This is a genomic window from Nonomuraea sp. NPDC059023 (genome assembly GCF_042740095.1).
Taxonomy (GTDB): Bacteria; Actinomycetota; Actinomycetes; order Streptosporangiales; family Streptosporangiaceae; genus Nonomuraea.
In genome coordinates this window covers 42092-64315 of sequence record NZ_JBHYIO010000009.1, presented here as the reverse complement: position 1 = coordinate 64315, position 22224 = coordinate 42092, and the positions used below count along the sequence as shown (strand labels likewise).

Genomic DNA, 22224 nt, shown 5'->3' with positions numbered 1-22224 from the left:
GCATGATCAGCCGTACACCATCCCCGTGGACGCTAACCATCGACTCCGGTGAACCTGCCTACCCGCTGCATCGCTCACGAGAATGGGATAGGCGCAGGAAAAGTGACCGCCTGTAGCCCTTCGGCGTCCGCGTTGGGTGTTATGGCGGACGTGGGTCAGGGCGAAGCGATTTCGGCTGTCTTCCGCTTTGCGGTGGCCGTAGGTGGTTGTGCAGGGGCTGATATGACCTGATTTCGCTTTCGGTTGAGGTGTCAGGGCGGTGTCAGGTGGACGACGCAGGGTGTGGGCGAACGCACGATCGTGACCTCTGCGCCGAGTGTGGGGCCTGGGCGTACTTCCGCGCGAGCACGCGATCGTCTGACCTCGCGAAGGGAAACCGTCATGCGACAACTCGACGTCTCCGCCTACCAGACCGCGGAGAAGCTGGTGATCCAGAACAGGCACAAGCTGGTCACCGGCGACCGGGTCCGGCCGATGTGGACGGGTGATGGGGCCGAGTTCTGGTACCGCAGGGGCCGGCGATTCTTCCGAGTGGACAGGGAAGAGAGACGTCCGGCTTTCGATCATGTACGGCTGGCCAAAGGGCTGGCCGACGCCTCCGGTCAAGACGTGGACCCGGAGGCGCTGCCGTTCATCGTGATCGGTCTTGACGCGGAGGCCGTGGAGTTCGCTGCCTTCGACGGGTACTGGCGGTGCCCGCTGGACACCTACCGGGTGGAAGCCGCACAGCCTCGCGCGGGCGCGGGATTCGACGAGGTGGCCTCGCCGGACGGGCGGCATGTGCTGTTCATCCGGGACCACAACCTGTGGGTACGCGACCTCGCCGACGGCCAGGAGCGGCGGCTGACCAGCGACGGCCAGGAGGACTACGACTACGCCACCGGCCCGGACTGGTGGCACTACTCGGTCCTGATCCGCAAGCTGGGTCTCCCCGGCATGCCACCGGCCGCGGTCTGGTCGCCTGACGGCACCCGCGTGCTCACGCACCGCACCGACCAGCGTGGCATCCGCCGGGTTCACCTCATCGACGCGCTGCCGGCTGATGGCGGGCCGTCGCGGCTTTATATACAGCGGTTCGCTTACACGGGCGACGAGAAGGTCGCCCTGGCCGAGGTCGTCGTCTGTGACGTCACGACCGGCACGGTGGTGCGGGCCGAGGCGGAGGCGCTGCCGATGTCGCAGATCTCGCCGGTGTTCCAGCGCTGGATGTGGTGGGCGGGTGACGGCTCGGCGTACTTCGTGGGATATCCGCGCGATCAGCGCAGTCTGTCGCTGAACCGGCTCGACCCGGCGACCGGCAGGGTGGACACGGTGCTGACCGAGACCGGTACGACGAGGGTGGAGCTGAACCAGTGGGCGGAGGGGCAGGCGCCGATGGTCGAGGTGCTCTCCGGCGGGGACGAGGTGCTGTGGTACTCGCAGCGCGACGGCTGGGGCCACCTGTATCTGTACGACGGGCGGACGGGGGCGTTGCAGGGGCAGGTGACCTCGGGCGAGTGGACGGTCCGCGAGATCCTGCGCATCGACGAGGAGGCGCGGGTGGTGTACTTCACCGCCTCCGGCCTGGTCGCCGGTGACCTGTATCCGCGTTCGGTCTGCCGGGCCGGGCTGGACGGCTCGGGCACCGCGGTGCTGACGGATGACGGGCTGGATCACGCCGTTACGGTCGCGCCGGACGGGTCCTGCTTCGTGGACTCGGCGTCCACCACCGAGATTCCGCCCGTGATCACTCTGCGGGACTGGACCGGCCGGGTGCTGGTTGAGCTGGAACGCGCCGATGTCAGCGGTCTCGTCGCGATCGGCTGGAGCCCGCCCGAGCGTTTCCGCGTCAAGGCCGCCGACGGCGTGACGGACGTGTACGGCGTGCTGCACAAACCCCACGGCTTCGACCCCGAGTGCAGCTACCCGGTCATCGACCACCCCTACCCGGGCCCGCAGCGCAACCGCGTGGGCGGGGCTTTCACGGAGATGCCGTTCGCCCACGAGGCCGAGGTGATGGCGGCGCTCGGCTTCGTGGTGATGGCCCTCGACGGGCGGGGCACGCCGGGCCGGGACAAGAAGTTCTTCGACCACTCCTACGGCAACGTGGGAGATTCCGCCGATCATGTGGCGGCGCTGCGCGAGCTCGCGAAGACCCGGCCGTGGATGGACCTGGACCGCGTGGGCGTGGCGGGCTCATCGGCCGGCGCCCACCAGGCTGTCCGCGCCATGCTCGACCACCCCGAGTTCTACAAGGTCGGGATCTCGACCTGCGGGAACCAGGACCTGGAGAGCTACCACGTCGGGTACTCGGAGATCTATCAGGGCGCCCTCGGCGAGGCGGACTACGCCCGGGTGAACAACGTGACGCGGGCGGAGTGCCTGCGCGGCAAGCTGTTGCTGATCCACGGCGGCATGGACACCAACATCATGCCCGACCACACCCTGCGGCTGGCCGAGCGGCTCATCATGCTCGACAAGGACTTCGAGATGCTGATCGTGCCCGGCGCCGAGCACCTGTTCCTCGGCTACCACCACCACACCTATCGCCGCGAATGGGACTTCCTGGTGCGTCATCTGATGGGGGCCGAGCCGCCCGCCTACCGGATTGCCCCGCTGCCGTTCGATCCGGAGCTGCTATCCGACTGGTTCTGACAGCTTCGCCAGCGCCTCGTGCCTGGACTGTTCGGCGCCCGCGCGGTAGGCCTGCTCGTACCGTGGGGCGCCGAGGCGGTCTGTCAGCTCGGCGGCGAGGGCGGCCAGTTCGGGCTCGCCCCGGTCGAAGGCGCCGCGGATGGCCTGGCTCAGGCCCAGGGCGGTGGCCGCACCGTACGCGTCGCCCTCCAGCAGGAGCAGCCTGGCCAGCAGTTCGGCCGCGGTGGCGGCGGCACGCTCGTTCAAGCAGGTCTGGACGGCCGCGGGGAACAGCTCGCGGGCCGCCTCCATCCGCCCGGCGGCCAGCAGGTTGGCCAGCCGGGCGGGCGCGACGAGCTGGGCGACGGCTCGCTCGTCCATGGACAGGGCGCCGCCGAGCGCCGCCAGCTCGCCGACCGCCTGCTCAGCTTCCTCCAGCTCTCCGGTACGGCGGTGCAGCTCGGCCACCCGGCGCCACAGTCCGATCTCCGAATGCCGCCTGACCCGCGGGTTCACCAGGCTTCTGGCCAGCTCGACCGCGTGCCGGGCGCCGTCCTGGTCACCGGCGCGGGAACGTTCGCCGGCCAGCTCGGTCAGGTGCCAGATCTCCTCGCCGATGCCGATCTCGGCGGCCAGCAGCGCGCCACGTTCCAGCGCGGCGATCGCCGCCTCGTGCTCGCCGCCGATCGAGTGGACACGTGCGAGGCTGTTCAACGTCATGACCAGCCCGACGCGCTCGCCGAGCTCCTCGAACCGGCGCAACGCCTCCGCCAGCGCCTCCATGGCGTCCTGCCAGTCGCCGTCGTCGCCACGTCCGGTCGCCTCCAGCCAGTACGCGGAGGCCCGCGCCCACGGGTCCCTGTGTTCGCGGGCCTTGCGCAGCTCGGAATCGGCCAGGTCGGCGAAGCCGTACACCGTCACGGCAGCGAGGACGAGCGGCACCGCCACCGCGAACCGCTCCACCGCGCCCGTACGGATGCACGCGTCGATCAGCGGCCGGGCCTCGGCGGCGGGCGGGACGGCCTGGTTGCCGCCGAGCACCTGGATGGCGGTCAGCACCGCCCGCACGTCCGCGGGCAGCGCGTCGCCGAACGCGAGCACGTCGGCGACGAGCTTCTCCGAGCGGGCGTCGTAGCGCGTGTACCAGTACCAATACAGCGACAGCAGCAGTCGCCACGCGGCGTCGGCGTCCTCGCCGGCGATCGCCGTGCGCATCGCGTCGATCAGGTTGTCGTGCTCGGCGTCGAGGACGGCGAAAGCGCGCAACTGATCATGCGAGCGCAGCGCGGGCTCGTGTTCCTCGGCCAAGAGCCGGAAATGCCGGACGAACCCGGCCCGGACCTCGGCCTGCTCACCGCTGCGGCGCAGTTCCTCCGCGGCGTAGGCGCGGATCGTCTCCAGCATCCGGTACCGCCCGCCCGCCGCCTCCACGAACGACTTCTCCACCAGCGAGTCCAGGACGTACACGCTTCCGCACACCGCCTCCACCGCCGCCTCGCCCGCGCCGCCGGTGAAGACGGCGAAGCGCCTGGCCAGCGTCCGTTCCTCGTCGCTCAGCAGGTCCCAGCTCCACCCGACCACGGCGTGCAGGGTGCGCTGGTGCGGAAGCGCGGTCCTGTTGCCGGAGGTCAGGAGCCGGAACCGGTCGTCGAGCCGGCGGGCGATCTGCGTCAGGCTCATCGTGCGCAAGCGGGCCGCGGCCAGCTCCAGGGCGAGCGGCAACCCATCGAGGCGCCGGCAGATGTCGGCGACCACGGCCTCGTCCAGCGCGACGCCCGGCCGCACGCCGGCCGCCCGGTCCCGGAACAGCCGGACCGCCTCCGGCTCCTCCAGCGGTCCGAGCTGGTACACGGCCTCGCCTGCTATCGCCAGCGACTGCCTGCTGGTGATCAAGATGTGCAGGTACGGCAGGCGCTCCAGTAATTCGTGCGCCAGCTGGGCGACGTCCTCCACCAGCCGCTCACAGTTGTCCAGGACGAGGATCGCCGGGTCGTCCTGGATCAGCTCGGCCACCTGTTCCAGGGGAGCGGCCGGTACGGCCTGCCGTACACCCAGGGACCTGAGCACGGCGTCGACCAGGCCGTCGGGCGTGTCCACCGCGGCCAGGGAGACGAACCACAACCGTCCGCTCCGGTACGCCGGATGCCGGATCACCACCTCGACCGCCAGCCTGCTCTTGCCCGCGCCGCCCGGCCCGACGATCGTGACCAGGCGGGAGGTCTCCATCAGCTCCAAGATCTGCTTCAGCTCGTGCTCCCGGCCGACGAAGCTGGTCAGCCGCAGCGGCAGCCGGGGCCGCGCCCGCGCCTGGCCATAGTCGCCGCGCAGCACCGCCAGGTGTGTGTCGCACAGCTCCTGACCGGGTTCGACACCGAGTTCCTCATCAAGCCTGCCGCGGACGTGCTCGAACACGGCCAGCGCCTCGGACTGCCTCCCGGCCGCGGCCAGGGCCCGCATGCGCAGCGCGGCCAGGCGTTCACGGAGGGGATGACGGGCGCCGGCCGCCTCCACCTCGGCCAGGATCGTCTCGTGCCCGCCGAGCCGGAGCTCCGCCTCGAAGCGGTCCTCGGCGGCCGACAGCCGCAGGGCCTCCCAGCGAGCCGCGGCGGACACGGCGAACTCGAGCTCTCCAACGTCGGCCAGCGGCGCCCCGCGCCAGAGCCCGAGCGCCTCGCCGAGCAGTTCCGCCGCCTTGCGCGGCTGGCCGGTGGTCAGCGCGTCGCGGCCCCGCGCGAGCAGATCCTCGAACCGAAAAGCATCCACATCCCGTACGGCGAGCCGATATCCACCGAAAACCGACTCCACCCTCCAGGCCCCGCCCAGCGTCCGCCGCAACCTGGACACCAGCGCCTGCAACGCGTTGGCCGCATCGGCCGGCGGATCGGCACCCCACAGATCGTCGATCAGAATGTCGCTCTGTACGGCCCGGCCGGACGCCAGCGCGAGCCTGGCCAGCAGCCCGCGCAACAGAGCGCCGCGGATCTCGATCGCCTTCCCGTCGTCACCGAAGGCACGTACCCGGCCCAAGAGCTCAATGCGCACCCGTCCACCCTACGGATGACCGCTCACGGATCATGACCGCCGGCCTGCCGTACCTTCTCGAAAGAGCGCCGCACCAGATGCTCGTAGCTCGGCAGGTCAGGGTCAGCACCACGATCGTGATGGAGGAGACCACGCCGACCACGGTGATGATGGCGGCGCCGATCGCGGTCAGGATCTGCCGGGCGAAGTCGGCGTTGCCGCTCAGCACCCAGGTCGGGAGGGTGAACGCGCCGCCTGTCCCACCTCAGGTGAACAGAGCCTTCCGTCGATCAGGTGAGCGGCGTACCCGGACGGCCACTGTGGATCAGGCGGCCAAGGGGAGTCCTGGCTGCCCGGAACCCGCACGCCCACGCCAGACGGCGGCTGGGGAGGTTGCCACGGGAAGCGGTCCAGCTCGGGACACGGCCGCGCCGCCGGATGTCCGCGCACAGCCGCAGTACGCAGGCCGTGGCCAGCCCGCGGCGGCGGAAGGCCGGGTCGGTGGCCACGGCGAGCTCCTCGTAGACGTGCCCGACGAGGAACGGGCAGGCGACGGCGACCAGTCTTCCGCGGACGAAGGAGCCCCAGGCCAGGCCGCCGGCGAGCAGGCCGTCCGTGCCGCCCCAGGTATCGGCCACCCACCGCAGCGAATCCGGCAGGCCGTCGGCGGGACGCAGCCGCCGGGTGACCGCTGCGGCGTCCAGAGGTAGGACGGGCCCGGACTGGATGTGGACGATCCGCTCCCATGGGGTGATCCGCGGAAACGCGGCGCGAAGCAGCGGAAGGAACCACCGGGGGGCCTCGACATAGCCGCGGATGTGCCGCTCCAGGTCGCCGGGGACGAACGCGGCGGGGTCGCCGCGCAGAAGGTGGTGGAAGCCGCAGCCGAACAGGGCGGCGCGAGGCTCCGGCAGCCGGTCGGCCCACACCTGGCCGTGGCCGGTGAGCAGGATGTGCGCGGCCATGACCGGTGGTCCGGGGATCTCGGCGGGGAGCCTCGCGTGGAGTTTCTCCAGGTCCGCGGGGTCCCGTAGCGGGTACGGCATCAGCGGCCGGTCACGCGGATGCCGCGCCTGCGGAGGGCGGCCTCGAAGGCCTGCTCGTCGGCCGGGGTGAAGCCGTAGCGGGTGCCGTTCCGGGTTTCGACGAGGTAGACGCCGGTGATGGTTTTCGTCGCGCACATCCGGACTCGTCCGTGGCCGGCGGAGCGCATGCCGTACAGGGCGATGCCGGGCATGACCAGGGCCACGAAGAAGCTGGGCGCCAGCCGTACGCGGGAGACGTTGGAGACCTCGGCCAGTGGGATGCGCCAGCGCAGTACCGGACCATATTCGGCGCTCAGCACTGAATCCGAGACCACATAGCGCATCAGCGGAAAGCAGAGCGTCAGCGCGGCCATATACGCGGTCACGGCCACGAGGACCAAACCGATGACCGGCTGCTTGGGCAGGTTAACGACCGCGGCGAAGCCGAGCAGCGCCGTCACCGTGGCGAGCGACAGGTAGCCGCGTGAACGGCGGGCATGGAAAAACGCCGGAAGCGCGCTTCCGGCAGCGCGGCCGTTCACAGGACACGGTTCTTGCCAGCCGCGGATACGGCCATCTGGATATCTCCATGGGAAGGGGAGGCGGGATCACATCGCGCGAACGAGTTTCCCCGTTAGGGGAGACGGAATTGCGCGATGACGAGAAGGCGGGTGCGGCAGACAGCCATTGGTCCTTCTCCTTTCCGCAGCCGGTTTCCTCACTGTGGTCGAGCCCAATCGGCGCGGCAAGAACTCTTGACACCCTTCATACGCGGCACGCTGAGGGGCGCAGAGATCGCCGCTTCGCCAGTAGCGCCCCCGACCTGGAGGCCGCGACGTACCGCGCCTTCGCCAAGATCCCCGGTATCACGGTGGACCCCGCTGCCGTGGACGGCATAGGCCGTCCGGTGGTGTCCATCTCCTTGGTGGTCGAGGGCTACCTGAAGGAGGAGACCCCGCTCGACCGGACCACCTACGCCTACCGGGGCCACCGCACCAATCCCGTAGGCGGGACGACATTGTCGAGAACTCCTCGGTCCTCCTGGCGACCGGGATCGTCGATCGCTACGGCCAGCGCCCCTGACAGGTCATACCGAGCAAGGAGACGCGCCGACGCGCGCCAGGTCGACGACCATCAGCCGATTCTGAGTAGTCGGCCAGTACAGGACGGGGCCGTCCTGCGGCCATACGCCGGCCTTTATCGCTCCCCATGGCGTCTCGGGCTTCGTCAACGCGTCGTAGGAACCGAGGAGGGCGGCCTCGCCCGTGCAGCGATCGTAGATCTGCATCACATGCCCAAGGGTTGCGGCTCCCCAGGTCTTGGGGTTGGAGTCGTCACCATCGACTGTTGGAACGCCGAGAAGAGCCAGCCGATCGCGGATCGGAGGCCTCATGGGGAGCGCGTCTCCCGGCACATCGACGCGATCGGAACCATCCACACGCAACACGGTCGCCTGCGTGACCTTCCACGGCCCCTGCCAGTCCTGCCCGACACACCAGGCGGGGCCGCAGGCAAGGCGATGTTCGAGATCTTCAGCCTCGGATACTTCGGTCTCCTGGCCCGTGTCGAGATTGATCACGATCCGCTGGTAACTGTCATACGCCCACGGCCACGAGCTCACGCGGAGCCGCCTGCCTGGAAGCACTTCCTCAGGCTCCCCGCCACGGAGCGAGACCCGCCAGATGTCACCGTCGTATCCCCACCACACAGCGCTCTCGCCGATGATTTGGAAGCCGTCAACATAGGGTCCCCAAGCCCGGACGGATTTTGGCAGCCGCGTCACCATGCGTAAGGTTCCACCTGCTCGCGGCATTGCCCACACCTCGTAGTGGCGTTGCCCACCGGCGGAGGCGCCCTTGACGATCAATGCGACCTGCGTAGCTCCAAGTGCCGTTTTCTGGATCTCAAAGCATCCACCACACTCGGCCAACTTGGGGACTCGCGCTATGACACGCTGCGTCTTGGTCCGCGTATGAAAGCTGATGAACTCCGGAGCCCGCCCATCGGTCACCAAGAGCAACTCATCTTGGCCGAGTGATGCGATGGGCCACAACCGGGTGCCGTCCCTTCTTTCAGCGGGCACCACGCTCACGGCCTCAGGCCAGACCTCACTGACCGGTGCTAATTGCGGTAACGCGGGAAGTTGCGAAGGCCGCTGGGGCGCTTCCTCCTCGCTGCTGGAACGCCACACCAGGGCCAGGGCGATCACAAGTAAGAGCGCCACCCCCACCCGCGTCAACACAACCTGACCCCAAGACCGTCCCACCCGGCGTCACCCTCCCGCTCTTCAACACCAAGATCTGACGGTAACCCGTCCGCTGCCTCTGATCACCAAGTTTCCCAGCGTAGAGCGGCAGGGGTCGGGGAACTCGACTTCGCATGCCCGCTCACCGGCAACCGTTCCTGCGGCCACAGGCGGACTTGATGCGGAGGAGTCGGCCTGCTGGGCTTGCCTGGGGTGACGGCATGCGAGCCGATCAGGCCCGGGCCGCGGCGGCGACCCAGGAGCCACCCACTGGTCAGCGGCCCGGCCGGCAGGCCCAGGCGGGACATCGCCTTGCCCATGTTCGGGGTCCCGCCCAGGGCGCAGATACCGCCGCCGCGCTCCTGGGCCTGGTCGCTGAGCACCGCGGTCACTGGGAGCAGCTGGGTCGACTATGGCCTTCGGACCCGGGTGGTGGCCGGTTTGCCGGTATCTCGGCTGGACTCGGGGAACGGGCGTTCAGGCCTACCTATCGAGCGAAGATATTCTTCAGGTAGTCGAACCACGTCGAAGCGAACCGGCGTGCCAACCGGGATTCCGGTGTGAACAGGTAGAAACCATGGAATGCCCCTGCGAAGTGATTGAGGTCGCCGGCACACCAGCGGCGATGAGCTGCGAACCGTAATGAAGGCCCTCATCGCGGACCACGTCGATTTCGGCGACAGCCAGAAAAGTCGGCGGAAATTCGTAAAAGCGCGTCGCGCGAGTCGGCGCCTGATATTAGGGCACCTCCGAATCAGCCTTTCCGAGGATGGCCTTCCACGCCAGTAGGTTCGTTTCAAGGTCCCACACGCCGACGTCGGCGACCTCCTCGCTTGACAGCGTCGTGTTCCGATCATCCAGCATGTGGTTGAGGAGGCCCTGGAAAAGAGGTGACGGCAAGCCGCTATCCCGGATCATGAGACAGACTGCCGCGGTGATTCCGCTGCCCCCGCTTTCCCCGGCAATTCCGATACGCCGTTGGTCCAGCCTAAACGCACTGGCATTTCCAAGTACGAAGCGATAGGCGGCGAATCCGTCCTCGGCGGCCGCGGGTGCCGGTGCCTCGGGCACGAGGCGATAGTCCACAGCGACGACGGCGCAGAACACCTGGTCGATCAACCTCTTCTGGCTCGGGTCGTCCTGTGCCGCGAAACCCAGCACCTGCCCTCCGCCGTGAAGCCAGAGCAGCACCGGGAGATCATCGCCGGCGTCGGGCCGCGGGAGCCGAGGGGAGACTTCTCCGCCGTCCGGACGAACCGCATTCAGTTCTTCCACAGTGATGTTGGGATACTCCGACGCCTGGGCGGCGATTGCACAGCCAATTTGGCGCGCTGCTTCCCTAGCGCCAGGCGTCAGCGACTTCGTCGCCAGGCGGATCTTCGGTTCCGCCCGCGCGGTCTACCTCGACCGTGCCCGAACAGCAATTAAGACTCTGCGGTCGTTGAGCATCAGGCCAAGAGTGACGCGCTCAGTCGCTCGGTCACCGAGATCGATATCCGTCAAAGGCGTCTCGTCCGTACCTTGGAAATGACCGATGACCCTACCGGCACCCTTGTCCATGACGTTGAGACCCGGGCCGCCGAACTCGCTGCGGAGCGGGCAGCGAAGCAGCGAGAACTCCACGACCCAACCTGACCCGACCGAGGTGTGCTCGATGAGATCCCGGTCGGAGCGATCGAGCTGTCCTTGATGCCGAGACCATCTTGCGGTGTCTGTTTGACGCCTTTCGGCTGGAGATCTACTACGACAAACTGACCAACACCGCGACTTGCAAGGTAGCGATCACCAGCTCTGGGCGCGATACAGCATGCTGCGGGCGCTGCTCTCGCGGTTGAGGGGACCAACGAAGAGGCACCCCCGATGGAGATGCCCATGTGTGATGTGCCCCCGGCGGGGTCCAGCCCAAATATCAACCTAAGCACCAATGTGCTCGCTTGTCAGGAGCTGACTATAGTAGAACGCTTTCAGCTGAGGAGTGCGCGCTGATTTAGAGCCTATGGCTCTTATGTCGAGCCGTTACTCTACGTGTGCCTCTGTGTCGCTTCGTGAATAAAATGTCAGTCTCAGGCTGTCCCAGAATGCCGCGTGGGGTTTCGGGGTGCCGATGGCCGAACAGCAACCACTGAGCAACCGATGGCGTGATTGCGCGGCCTTAACCAATCCGATTTGTTCGGCTCAGGGATGTCAACCTCAGCTACGGGTGTTCCTGGAGGCTCTCTGGTGATGAGGAGCCCTGCCGCAACGATGGAGGCGGCAGGCCAGCCGAGACCCGGGCGCGCATGAGGGCGGCTCGGCCAAGCTAGGCGCAAAAGCCACCGCAGGGCGGGTAGCCGGGCCAGCTCCGCTTGGTCACTCGTCCGAGGCGAGCGTGGCGGGTCTGCGGGCCGGGATGCGCTCATCGACCACGTCGCGCTCAGCGTTGGCGCCGGGTCGGTCGACCATATCCGCGTGGTACATCTTGTCACAGGGCTCGAATGGCTCCACCTGGTCACTCACGCCGCAACCGCGCCGCCCGCGTTCGAGCCGAGCACGTCAGACTCACCGGCCGATACACAGATGAACAGGTCGCGCGGTCGCAGCTCGGGAAAGGGCAGCCCGACGTCCACCAGGCCCGCGGCGTCGTCCACGGCAGGTTCTTCCGGTACACGACGCTGCACACCCTGCCAGCGTTCTCATTCTTCGGACGTCCCTCTCTTCGTCAGCTCAAAGGAAGGCAAGATTCCCGCCTACCGATCAGTGGCCAGACGCATTTTCGCGCCGTCTTCTCTGAGTGACAGTCTTCTCACCATCTGCTGTCATCAAGCGGACATGCTCGATAGTGTCGGCGTTTGACAGTGTCGAAGATCCGGGGAGACCTCGATGTACGCGGCGCAGGGTCCTGCGTGGAGCACCAGCGGGCTCGACGTCGCCGCGGGCAGGTATCCGCTGTCGATCGAGCGGCACGTGATGCGGATGGCCGACCTGCTGGTGCCGGGCGTGACGACAGTGACGCCACACGCCCGCTACTACAGCCTGCACGCCTTGGTCGCGATCGAGGCCGAACGCCGTGACCTGTCCCTGCACGCGGCGCAGGACTTGTTGCGTCGTTGCGAGGTGGTTATGGCGGCGGTGTCGTACGCGCACGAGCACGGCGAGACCGGGCTGCCGCGGGCGCACGGCCTCGATGCACTCGCGGGCCGGCTGCAGGGCGGCGAGGTCGTCATGGCCGACGCAGCACAGCCGGTGAAGGGCGGCTACGTACGTAACGTGTGGGGCTTTTGGAATCCATACGCGGCGTCGGAGGTCTCCCTCGGGATCCTCGTGCCCGCGAGCATGCCGACCCCGGGCCCTGCCTGCGCGGCCGAGCAAGTAGCGACGGGGCTCGACGGCGTCCTGGAGCTGGCGGCCCGCTCGAGCCTGGCCGTGGACGAACTGCGCGGCTACCCGCACCTGTGCGTGTGCGCAGGTGGTGGAGCTGCCGACGGGACGTGGCTGGCGAGGCTGCTCTGTCTGCCCGGCGAGCAGCCCGCCGAAGCCGCCGGGCTCAGCAGACGGAATACGATCCGGCTGCTCGCGCGGGTGATGCGGACCTACGAGATCGGCGACGTCACCAACGATGTCAGACCAGTGATCGCGTACGGCGACTTCCTGACGAGCGATCCCGTCATCGCCTCGTTGGAGACGGCTCCGGTCTGGCGCGGGGTGATGTTACGCAACTACGCGGTGAGCGCCTGGAGACGCCTTTGGTCATGGCTGGTGTCCCAGGTCGACGGTGTGATGCTCGCCGACGACCTGGCCGAGCGGTTCGCCGGCAGCATGCCGGACGGAACCCTGGCTGCGTTCGTGGATGGGCTGCCCGCCACCGTCAGCCCGACCGGCGCCCCAGCCCCCGCCGAGGAACAGTTGCGGCCGAGCGGTCTGGCCGACCCAGTAGGCGAACTGGCGGTTTTGATGGTCAACGCCCGGCGGGTGCAGGAGCTGTCCGGCCGGGTACGCGACGCCTTCCTCGGGCAACGTGGAGTCGAGCTCGGCCCCGAGTGGATGGCGTGGCGGCTATCCGAGTCGCGGTCCGGCTCCACACGTGACTTCGCCCGGCGGCTCACCCACGACCTGTTGACCCGCGGCAGACGCGTGGCGCTGTCGAAGGCCCGCCGACGGCCGGATGGGACGCTGTGGCTGCCCACCCGTCTCCACGAACGCGACGGGTTGCTCTTTCGGACCAGCCAGGAGGGGCGTGGCGACGTTGGCTTGAGGCTGGCGCAGCTCACCTCCGTGCTGGCTGGCGCCGGAGTGCTCGGACTGGCCGGCGGAACCTGGCGCGTGACCGATGCCGGGCAGGTGCTCCTTGACTGAGCCGCTGGTGGACCTGGAACTCGCCTCCCCGCTGACGCTCCTGATGGAGGAGGAACGGTACGGAGACCGGCAAGCCGAGGAGGCATTGTTCCTCAGCTTCACCACCGACCTCGGCTTCTTCGAGTCGGTCGTGCTGGGCGTCGCCCAGATGTGCGGGGCACGGGTGAGCTTGGTCGGCGATGCCGCGATGAGCACGATCGACCCGAGGGCCGTACGCCGTGCAGGACGCGCCTACCTGCCCGGCCAGGCCGTGTGCGGCGGAGCCTTCCACCCCAAGCTGATGGCGCTGGTCGGCCCCCAGCGGGCCACCGTCGCCATCGGCTCCGGGAACGCCACGCTCGCTGGATGGCAGGCGAACGCAGAGTTGTGGACCGTGCTGCGGGCCGATGAGCACCACGTCCCAGACCTGTTCGGCGACCTCGCGTTGTGGCTATCCGGACTGCCGGACCGGGTCCGGTTCTCCAGGCGTGTGCCGGAGGCGCTGCATCGGGTCGCCGCTGGGCTTGCGGCCCTGCGCGAGCGGGCCGAGGCCGTGCACCCAGATCCCCGGCTGGTGTCGTCCAGCGAGCAGCCCATCATGGACCAACTCCCCGCAGGCCCGGTCGAGGAACTCGCGGTGTGCGCGCCATTCCACGATCCCGGGGCCGTCACCCTCCGCCGCCTGGTCGAGCGCATGCGGCCACAGCGGCTGATCGTCAGCTTCCAGCCCGGCTTCACCCAGCTCGACGGCCAGGCGCTCGCCGACCTCGTCACCGAACTCCACACCGACGTCCGCCTCGACGCCGAACCCCGCTACCGTCACGGCAAGCTCATCGAATGGGTGGCCGAGGGCCGCCGGTACGCGCTCACCGGCAGTCCCAACCTTTCGGCCGCTGCACTGTCCACATCCCTGGAGAACGGCGGTAACTGCGAACTCGGCCTCATCGCGCCGATCTACGCCTCCCGCATTCCCGATGGCGCGACTGTGCCCGCTGCCGATCTACGCCCGCTGAAGTTTTCGATCCGCCCACAAAAAGGGCGGAACGGCCCGCTCCTGCTCGGCGCCACCCGGGTCGAGCAGGGTCTGCACGTCATGTTCGCGCGCACGCTACGCGCCAGCGGATACCTGGAGATGTCCGCCGCAGCGGCCCCGCCCGAGACGTGGGAACGCGTCGGCGAGGTGCCCGCCGATGTAGCCGAGGTCATGCTGACGCAGCCTGCCGATGGCGGCAGCCGGCTCCGCTTCGTCACCACCCTGGACGGCCAGGCACGTCTCAGCAACGTCGTCTTCGTCGTCGACCCCCTCCGCGCGCAGAACCGGTACGGCCTCAGCGGTACCCCCGCGCCGACGACCAGGCCCGGCCAGCTGTTCACCAACGAGCAACTGGCCGGCAAGTTCCTCGCCGACCTCAGCACACTCGCCACCATGCTGACCCGGCCTCCCGCTTCGGCCGCCGCGCTCTCGGCCGCGGCGCCGGCTGAGACCGCGCGTGCCGAGGTCGTCTCCGATCGATCCGGTGGCGGATGGGCCACCTACCTCGACGGATGCGCCGGACGTCTCGGAACGCCTCTGCTGCGTTTCGCCCTCGGACTGCCCGCGCTCCCGGCCGAGCGAGAACCTGCCTACGAGGAACTGCTGCCGGTGTCCTGGGACGAGCAGTTCGCAGACGACGACGATGCCGGACTCGACAACGACGACCCCGAGACCGTGGCCGACCCGCCGACCGCCGTCACACCGCCTCCCGACCTGCGCACAGCCGACGCCGTAGTACGTCTTCGATACCAGCGGTGGGCTGAACGCCTCACCCAGGTCGCGCCGACACTGGAACTGCCCGAGCGGATGCTCGTCACCAGGCTCCTGCTCTGGACCGCCGCGGCGGGCGCATGGGACCGCGACGACCGCGCTTGGCTCGACCTCCTGGCAAACGCCGTACGCGAACTGGGTGTCGGCACACCGCCCGCCGCGGTAGAACCGCAAGTGGGCAGCCTGGCAGCGGTTGGCCTCGCAGTGCTCCGCGCCCACGCGCCTCGCCACGTCAGCACCGCCACCACGGTCGCCTTCACCCGATCCGCCGCCGTCGTGGATCACCTCCTCCCAGCCGCCGAACCCGAATACGTCGAGCAATACTGCGAAATGCTGCAGGAGGCGTTCGGCCCGGCGCTAAACCCGGAGGCGGTGCTGAAGCTAGCCGCCGAGATTGTCCAGGCCGACCCTCACGAGGAGGCTGTGCGCACGCTGGCAGAGCAGGGCCGCGACGTGCACCGGCATGGCGAACGCCTGCTGCACGTCACCGGTACCTTTGGCAATGCATGCCTCGTCGCCCTCCAGGCTGTCGCGGCCGCCCAGGCATCCGGCCTCGTCGGCGCCTGGGCCACCTCATCCAGCGGCAGTTGGGCGCTCGTCGTCTGGCGCCGGCCGGATCTTTTCACCGTCGAGGCCGGGCCGCGCACCTTGTGGCGTCACTACCGGCTCACCGGTCTTCGCGACCCACGCAGCCTCGCCGCCCAGCGCAGCTTCGACGGCGCCCAGATAGTGCGACACGGCTCGCTCCTGGGGCCGTTTCCCGAGGCGCTCGCGGTGCTGGCGGACCTGGGCCTGCGCCCCGATCTCCGGCCTCCGCTTGATTGCACTTTATGGCCGAGCTAAGCCCCGTGCTGCATGAGGTCTTTCCTGATGGGTATCTCACCGTCGATGTATGTCATTAGCTGCTGGGCGCGGCGCGGCGGCGCGGGCCACGCCCGCGTCTGAGCCTGCGGCGGTAGGAGTGGCTCGGCTCATGAGCAAACTAGATCGTCTGTGGACGGGCGGACGACCGTGGGTGACACTGATGTAGTGACGGACGAGCGTTGCATCCATGATTTATCCTGGGCCAATGTGCTGACTGTGCGCCGATCCCTCGGGCCTCACCAAGATCGTCTACGTTACGGGGCGGCAGTTCGGTGCCACAGTCTGCTATCAAGACCTCTACGGCTCCACTCTCGAAACCCGCGGCAAGGTGATGTACGCGGCACACCGAGCCGAGGCGTGCGTTGCCCTCAACGTCACCATCGAGACCGCCTCGGCTTCGGCCACTTGTTCATGCACGGCCACCCCTGATTTACGAGTCACCCCAGGCACGCGCGGGGAGCAGATCAAGCCTGGGGCGACGTCCTCGCGCAGTCGGCGGTTCTCCCGGCTCAGTGCCGCCAGTTTCTCCCGGTCGGTGCTGGTCAGCCCGTCCCGTCGGCCGAAATCGACCTCGGCCTGGCGGACCCGGTCACGCACCGCGGTCTCGGTCAGATCGAAGTCCTTGGCCACCCGGCCGACCGAGCGGTCACCGCGCCAGCACAGCTCGACGATCTCGGCCTTGAACTCCGGTGTGAACGAGCGGCGAGGACGCGGTTTCTTCCCCATGCTTTCCATCATGGACATCCTTTCGGGGACGAACCCCCGATCTCGGATGTCCGTCAAACCGGATCAAGCCCACTGAGGGCTCCTGACTAAACCTTGCACCACCCCGGAGAGAAATGTCGGAGGCATGCGTTACGTTAAGCGCCAACTCATACATCGGGCGGGGAAACCATGGTCGAAGCGCAGATCTACGCTGGGAAACTGCAAACCACGAGTGCGGCGCTCGACCGGCACGCCGAGGAACTGCGGGACTACGCGCTGACTATCCTCAAGGAGTGGCAAGCGACGACGACATGGCAGCCAGCACCCCAGCTCAACGCTGCCTCACGTGCCAATGCACGAGACTACAGGGGCCGTTCTCTTCTGGAGCTCCTGCAGAATGCGCACGATGCCCACCCTGGTGACCGGCACGACGGGCGCGTTCACATCCTCCTCGATGAGACCGAAGGAGCCCACGGCACTCTGTATGTCGCAAACGGAGGCAGCCCGTTCACGTGGGACAGCGTCATGGCGATCTGCAAGTTCGCCATGAGTGAGAAGACAGTCGGCGACGGTATCGGCAATAAGGGCGTGGGCTTCCGCAGCGTGCTGGAACTCACGGAGGCACCTGAGATCTATAGCGATGGACCCGACGAACCGGCCTCGCCAAAGCTGGGTGGCTACCGCTTCCGGTTCGCGACACGGGATGACTTGCTGGACTTGCTTCAGGACCCAGCTCTAGCAACAAGGGCGGCGGAGGAGTTTCCGGCTTTCCAAGTTCCCTTCCCGATCAGCGAGCTACCTAGGGCTTGCAGAGACTTGGCCGCCGATGGGCATGTGACAATTGTGCGGCTCCCACTAAAGAACGAGCGCGCACGCGACGACGCAGCTCGCCTCTGGCGGGAGCTGGCTCTGGCGGAAGTTCCGGTCTTGCTGTTCCTCAGCCGTCTCAACACAATGGTGTTGGAGCACTGCGAGAGCACCGGCACGTCCCAGCGGATAGATCTCACTCGTGAGGAGCTGCGACTGGAGGGTCCTTGGTCAAGCACCGAGTCGGACCCCTCGCTTCCGGCCGTCTCATTCGCCCAGGTCAATCTGGGTGACCTGGGCCAGTTCATGGTGACGCGTGGGCGTGTCCCCTTGCCACGATTGCGGGAAACCGTCACCGCGGCCGTCTCGCAGGGTGACTTGGATGAGTCCTGGCATGACTGGTCGGAACCCGCCGTGGTGGAGATCGCCCTTCCCACCGGGAAGGCGACCGCAGGCAACGGCCGGATCTATACCTTCCTCCCGCTCGGCGACGATGTCGAAGCTCCGCTCCCCGGACATATCAACGCGCCCTTCTTCACCAGCGTGGATCGTACCGCCCTGGACCGTGGCCACGACTTGAATGCAATGCTCTTCACCGCCTTGGCGGAAACCGCCTTGGTGGCGGCGGAGCAGCTGCGAGAGATGATCGGCCCAGGGGCGCGGCAGATGGCAGTCGACCTCGTCAGTTGGGACGCAGGTTGGGCCGGCCTGGTGTCTGCTGCAGCACATCGTGTGCATGACTGCGACTTCCTGGACGTTCCAGTGGTGCCAATTCTAGATGGGAACTCACCAAGCGTCTCGTGGGGCGCTCCGCGCTCGGCGGTGCGCTGGCCCAGTGGAGATCTGGTGGTGCTTACCGCCGCAGCAGCCCTTGACGTCGGAATCGTAGTAGCCGACTCAGAGGTTGCAAGCGGTAGGCTTACTCGCCTGCTCACGCTCTGCAAAGCGCTCGGCAGAGTACCAACGACATACGTGCAGCTCGCAGGCTACGTTGAGCGCGTCGTCGTCAAGCTACCGATACCTCACTCCAGTGAGGCCGTCGGGGTGTGGGACAACGTCTACGTCGATCTCTACCGGCTCTTCAAGGACCACGGTGACGTGCTCCGGGGCAGAAAACTTCTCCTAGCGGATGATGGGAGATTACGCCACTTCAATGGAAGTTCGCCTCAGGACGGTGTGGAAAGGGGGGCACGACACGAAGCGTTCTTCCAGCCAACCTCGGCCGAAGCAGCTGGCCTCAATGGACTTCCCGTGCCCAGAACACTCAAGAAGCGGCTGTTCTACATTCATCCCGCTCTACAATTGGCGAACGAAACACAACAGCAGAACCGTCAAGTACATAGGTTCCTGACGGAGGGCCAACTTGTCCGCACTTTTGACATAAAAGGGCTGCTCGACCATATCGGGCATGCGCTAGGAGAGGGCCCCTCCGACGAACTCCGGATTCAGGCGCTAGGGTTCGTGTGCCAGCTCCACCGCTCGCGTCAGGGAGTCGCTCAGCCATCTGTCATCCGCAACCTGGGGCTGTACGTCCCAACGGAGTCGGGAAAGCTCCTGCCGGTAGAACAGACGGTGTTCGGAAAAGGGTGGAGCAACACTCAGGGCAACGACCTGGCCACCGTTGTGGCCGAAGGGCGTGGGATATGCCTTGACCTGAAGGCGATCGAAGAGCAGTTCGTTGTCCCTCCGCAAAGGCTGGTCGAACTGGGGGGCTCCCCGGAGGACTGGCGGATCTTTCTCCAGAATATCGGCGTTAATGATGGCCTCGTGCCCGTCTCTTCTCAGGACGCGGTCACCACGATCTATGGTTCAGCCCTTGGTGCGCGGTTCATCGTGGCGAATGCGAAAGCCTCACGCGAGGTTGTCGAGCAATGGGAGCCTACGGTTCGCAATCGCCAGCCTTCCACCAGCCGTTCACGCACCTGGTTCTACGGCACACCAGCATTTCGCCTGCCCGGACAGGGTGTGGTCGCTACGTTCAGCCAGCAAGGACGACTCGCTTACGCGCGGCTGATGCTTCATGGTCTGAGCCGATGGAACGGCAGCCACTTCGCCAGCCGGTGGACCAGCGACAACTCCCGCAATCAGCAGGTGATCGAGATTCCGACACCCATGGCGGCCTTCCTCCGCGGACAGTCGTGGCTGCCCGTGCGTAACCGGGACCGTTCCCTGAGGTTCGTGACGCCTGCCGCCGCATGGCACATCCCCGATGACATCGAAGATGAGCCTTCCTTCATTCAGCCCGTCCCACACAACCTACGATCACTCGTCAAGAACCACACCACGCGCTCCCGCCTGCGTGAGTTCGGTATGCCTACCTGGGGCGCTCCAGAGGACAGTGCGCGACTTATCGCCACCTTGGGCGAGTTGGTAAGTTCAGGGTCGGTTGAGGCGTACGACCGTCTGCCGATTCAACGGGCCAATCAACACGCGTGGGAGCAGCTGACCGCTCGTGCGAGATCGTACACGCTCGCAGACACTGAGCTTCTTCCGTTAACGAGCACTCCTATCCTGGTGGAGGTCGGAGACGCGCTGGACACGATTTCCCTCAACGACCTACGCGATGGCAAGGGGCTCCTGTACGTCAGCGATGAGCGCGACAGTCTCACGGTGCAGTTCATCCGTGAGACTGAGAACGCCCTGCTCGTCGTGCCCGGGACGGCGAAGAAGGCGACCGAGCTCCTCGCGCGGCTCTGCCCAGGAAAGATCAAGCACGTTGATGCTGCAGCGCTCTCCGTCCATGTCGACGATCAGCCGCTGAATGTCGAGAATTTAGGCGTCCCTCTTCATCGGCGACTCTCCTGGCTCCCCTACGCCATCGGCGTCTTGGCCGACCATGCGCTCGCCATCCGCCCGACCGACGGCGAACTCGCCGATCTTGTCGCGGCTGCCCGGAAAGTCCGCCTGCACGGCTATGAGTCGTTGGCCATCGCCCTCGACCGTTCAGCGGTGTTCTTGCCCGACCGCCAATCCGGCATCCTCCCTGTGCCCGATGATCAGTTCCCCCTCATCGTGGCACCCCGGGTCATGACAGAGGAGCTCACCTGGGAAGTTCTAGAGAAGCTCGCATATGCCCTCGGCCACGTGTTGAGCGAGCCCGAGATCATGGTGCGCTTCCGTTTGTCTGCCCATCAACTGCGAAACATGTACGCCAACGTCACGTGCCCCACGGAGGAACAGCTCGCGGTCGCCCTGGAAATATCAATATCCCAGTACAGGGACACTGTCCATCGAATCGAGGGTTCGCTGGCGGGCGTCATCGAGCGTATGTACCCGGTGCTGGTGCATTCCCTGGGAGTGGATCAAGCGCGAGAGCTGGTAGTGCCTCCACCCCGGGATATCCGAGGGCTCCAAGCGCTCCTTGTCGAGCACGAAGCTGAGCTCCCCCTCCCGGCCGACGAACTGATCAGAGCCGCCCGCAATGCCCGAGACGTCAGCGAGCTGCGAGAGATCGCACAACTAGACTTCGCCGAGTTCAACCGGACGCTCGTGGCACTTGCTCCTCGCTACTCGCCGATCAGCCATGCGGAGGCGCATGAGGAAGCCATACAAAAGCTTGTAGACGTAAGGCGATCCGAGCTCCTTAACCGTCTCCGCTGGGCATTCTTGAGCCAATTTGACGAGCGGGAGCCCATCAGCGGCTGGGCCGACCTGAAATCCCTTCAGTGGATCACCGCGCCCGACGCTTGGGCGCTGACCCTCGACGAGGCATCCCCCGAACTTCGGGACTCCCACATCGAGGAGTCCCTGTCAGTACGCCTTGATGGCATTCCTGTACCGATGGAGGGCGAGGCCCTGCCAGCCATTGAACGGCTCCGCATCGAGAACCTCAACGTCGTTCGCGCCGTTGTCCCCGAGATCGTCGCCTTGGTCGGGGCGACACGACGTTCCTTGCCCACCGCGCTGGCGGGCAGCGATCCAGTTGGCGAAGTGGCCACCCTGCTGGACCGCTGCGGTGCCCTGGACTTCCGCCGCCTCACCAATGAGGATGTCGTGGCCTGGCTAGCCACCCTGAGCCATTGGCCGGCTGGCATGCCGACGACCATGAATCCCGCCGCCCATGACCTGACTCCGGCATTGGTCGAACATGAGCGGTCGGCAGCCGCGCGTGCGACGGAGGGTGACCGTTATCGCCGTCAACGAATCGTTTCCGTGGGTGACCGGGAGTTTGACGTCAGCTCCGGAGACTTGATGGACCTTGCGGCAGAACTGCGACAAGGTTTGGACGAGAACTCCGCGATAATCGCCGGCAATGATCACTTCGCCAATCTGCAGCCCTTACCCGCCCGCAGTCTCTCGGGCTCCCGGGGAAGTCGGAGCACTGGGTTCGTAAGCGACCAACGTGAGCTTTCTCAAGACCAGCGCAGAGCGATTGGATTCGCGGGCGAGTTGATCGCCTACGAGTGGCTCCGCGCCAGGTACCAGGCGGCCGATGAGAACATCTGGGTATCGAGCAACCGTCGGCACGTTTTCCCAGGATCGCGGGGAGACGACAGCCTCGGCTACGATTTCATTCTTGGCTCTGGCCAGCACACCCGAATGTTCGAGGTGAAAGCAACTCGGGGCGATGGCGGTCAGATCGAACTCGGAGAGAGCGAAGTTCGAGCCGCGCAGCACTATACGGTGAACCGCCGGTGGAGCATTCTGGTCGTCACCTGGGTGCTCGATCCCGAAAGGACAACCGTTACCAGACTTCCCAATCCCTTCAGCACTGCGGGGCGCGAAAAATATCGCACCGAAGGTGGCTCTTTGCGCTTCTCCTACCAATTAGAGACTTAAGCATGCTTAAGGTACCCGACCATCGCTGATTCAGCTGGGAGACCCCATGC

The 22224-nt window shown here is 66.8% G+C and carries 11 protein-coding genes and 1 pseudogene; 4 read left to right on the top strand and 8 right to left on the bottom strand.

Annotated elements, in window-relative coordinates:
- The first annotated feature begins 381 nt into the window (after positions 1 to 381).
- Positions 382 to 2634, top strand: coding sequence for a DPP IV N-terminal domain-containing protein (locus tag ACFWYW_RS17340; protein WP_379619929.1), 2253 nt, complete (start codon positions 382 to 384; stop codon positions 2632 to 2634).
- Here ACFWYW_RS17340 and ACFWYW_RS17335 read toward each other — a convergent pair.
- The 7 genes and pseudogenes from ACFWYW_RS17335 to ACFWYW_RS17305 form a co-directional block, all read right to left on the bottom strand.
- Positions 2617 to 5655, bottom strand: coding sequence for an ATP-binding protein (locus tag ACFWYW_RS17335; protein ID WP_379619927.1), 3039 nt, complete (start codon positions 5653 to 5655; stop codon positions 2617 to 2619). The two genes, ACFWYW_RS17340 and ACFWYW_RS17335, sit on opposite strands and share 18 nt — an antisense overlap.
- Positions 5645 to 5863: a hypothetical protein gene (locus ACFWYW_RS17330; protein WP_379619925.1), complete on the bottom strand. Its 219-nt coding sequence runs from the start codon at positions 5861 to 5863 to the stop codon at positions 5645 to 5647. Before ACFWYW_RS17330 ends, ACFWYW_RS17335 begins: the two co-directional genes overlap by 11 nt.
- 61 nt (positions 5864 to 5924) lie before the next feature.
- Complete coding sequence (locus ACFWYW_RS17325; protein ID WP_379619923.1) at positions 5925 to 6680, bottom strand: GNAT family N-acetyltransferase; 756 nt, start codon at positions 6678 to 6680, stop codon at positions 5925 to 5927.
- Complete coding sequence (locus ACFWYW_RS17320; protein WP_379619921.1) at positions 6680 to 7201, bottom strand: PH domain-containing protein; 522 nt, start codon at positions 7199 to 7201, stop codon at positions 6680 to 6682. Before ACFWYW_RS17320 ends, ACFWYW_RS17325 begins: the two co-directional genes overlap by 1 nt.
- A 545-nt stretch (positions 7202 to 7746) precedes the next feature.
- Complete coding sequence (locus ACFWYW_RS17315; RefSeq protein WP_379619919.1) at positions 7747 to 8238, bottom strand: hypothetical protein; 492 nt, start codon at positions 8236 to 8238, stop codon at positions 7747 to 7749.
- A gap of 1173 nt (positions 8239 to 9411) precedes the next feature.
- Positions 9412 to 10179 (bottom strand): annotated as a pseudogene (locus ACFWYW_RS17310) (alpha/beta hydrolase fold domain-containing protein).
- 1217 nt (positions 10180 to 11396) lie between these two features.
- Positions 11397 to 11531: a hypothetical protein gene (locus ACFWYW_RS17305; RefSeq protein ID WP_379619917.1), complete on the bottom strand. Its 135-nt coding sequence runs from the start codon at positions 11529 to 11531 to the stop codon at positions 11397 to 11399.
- A gap of 232 nt (positions 11532 to 11763) precedes the next feature.
- On the opposite strand from ACFWYW_RS17305, the gene ACFWYW_RS17300 reads away from it, so the two are divergent.
- Positions 11764 to 13236, top strand: coding sequence for a hypothetical protein (locus tag ACFWYW_RS17300; protein ID WP_379619915.1), 1473 nt, complete (start codon positions 11764 to 11766; stop codon positions 13234 to 13236).
- A gap of 7 nt (positions 13237 to 13243) precedes the next feature.
- Positions 13244 to 15862 (top strand): hypothetical protein, encoded by a 2619-nt coding sequence (locus ACFWYW_RS17295; protein ID WP_379641008.1) that lies wholly within the window; start codon positions 13244 to 13246, stop codon positions 15860 to 15862.
- 318 nt (positions 15863 to 16180) lie between these two features.
- Here the strand turns inward: ACFWYW_RS17295 and ACFWYW_RS17290 are convergent, their stop codons facing one another.
- Positions 16181 to 16621 (bottom strand): transposase, encoded by a 441-nt coding sequence (locus tag ACFWYW_RS17290; RefSeq protein ID WP_379619911.1) that lies wholly within the window; start codon positions 16619 to 16621, stop codon positions 16181 to 16183.
- Positions 16622 to 16777: 156 nt separating this feature from the next.
- Here ACFWYW_RS17290 and ACFWYW_RS17285 point away from each other — a divergent pair, with 156 nt between their 5' ends.
- A complete protein-coding gene (locus ACFWYW_RS17285; protein WP_379619909.1) occupies positions 16778 to 22174 on the top strand; it encodes a sacsin N-terminal ATP-binding-like domain-containing protein in 5397 nt (1798 codons plus the stop codon).
- Positions 22175 to 22224: the final 50 nt, after the last annotated feature.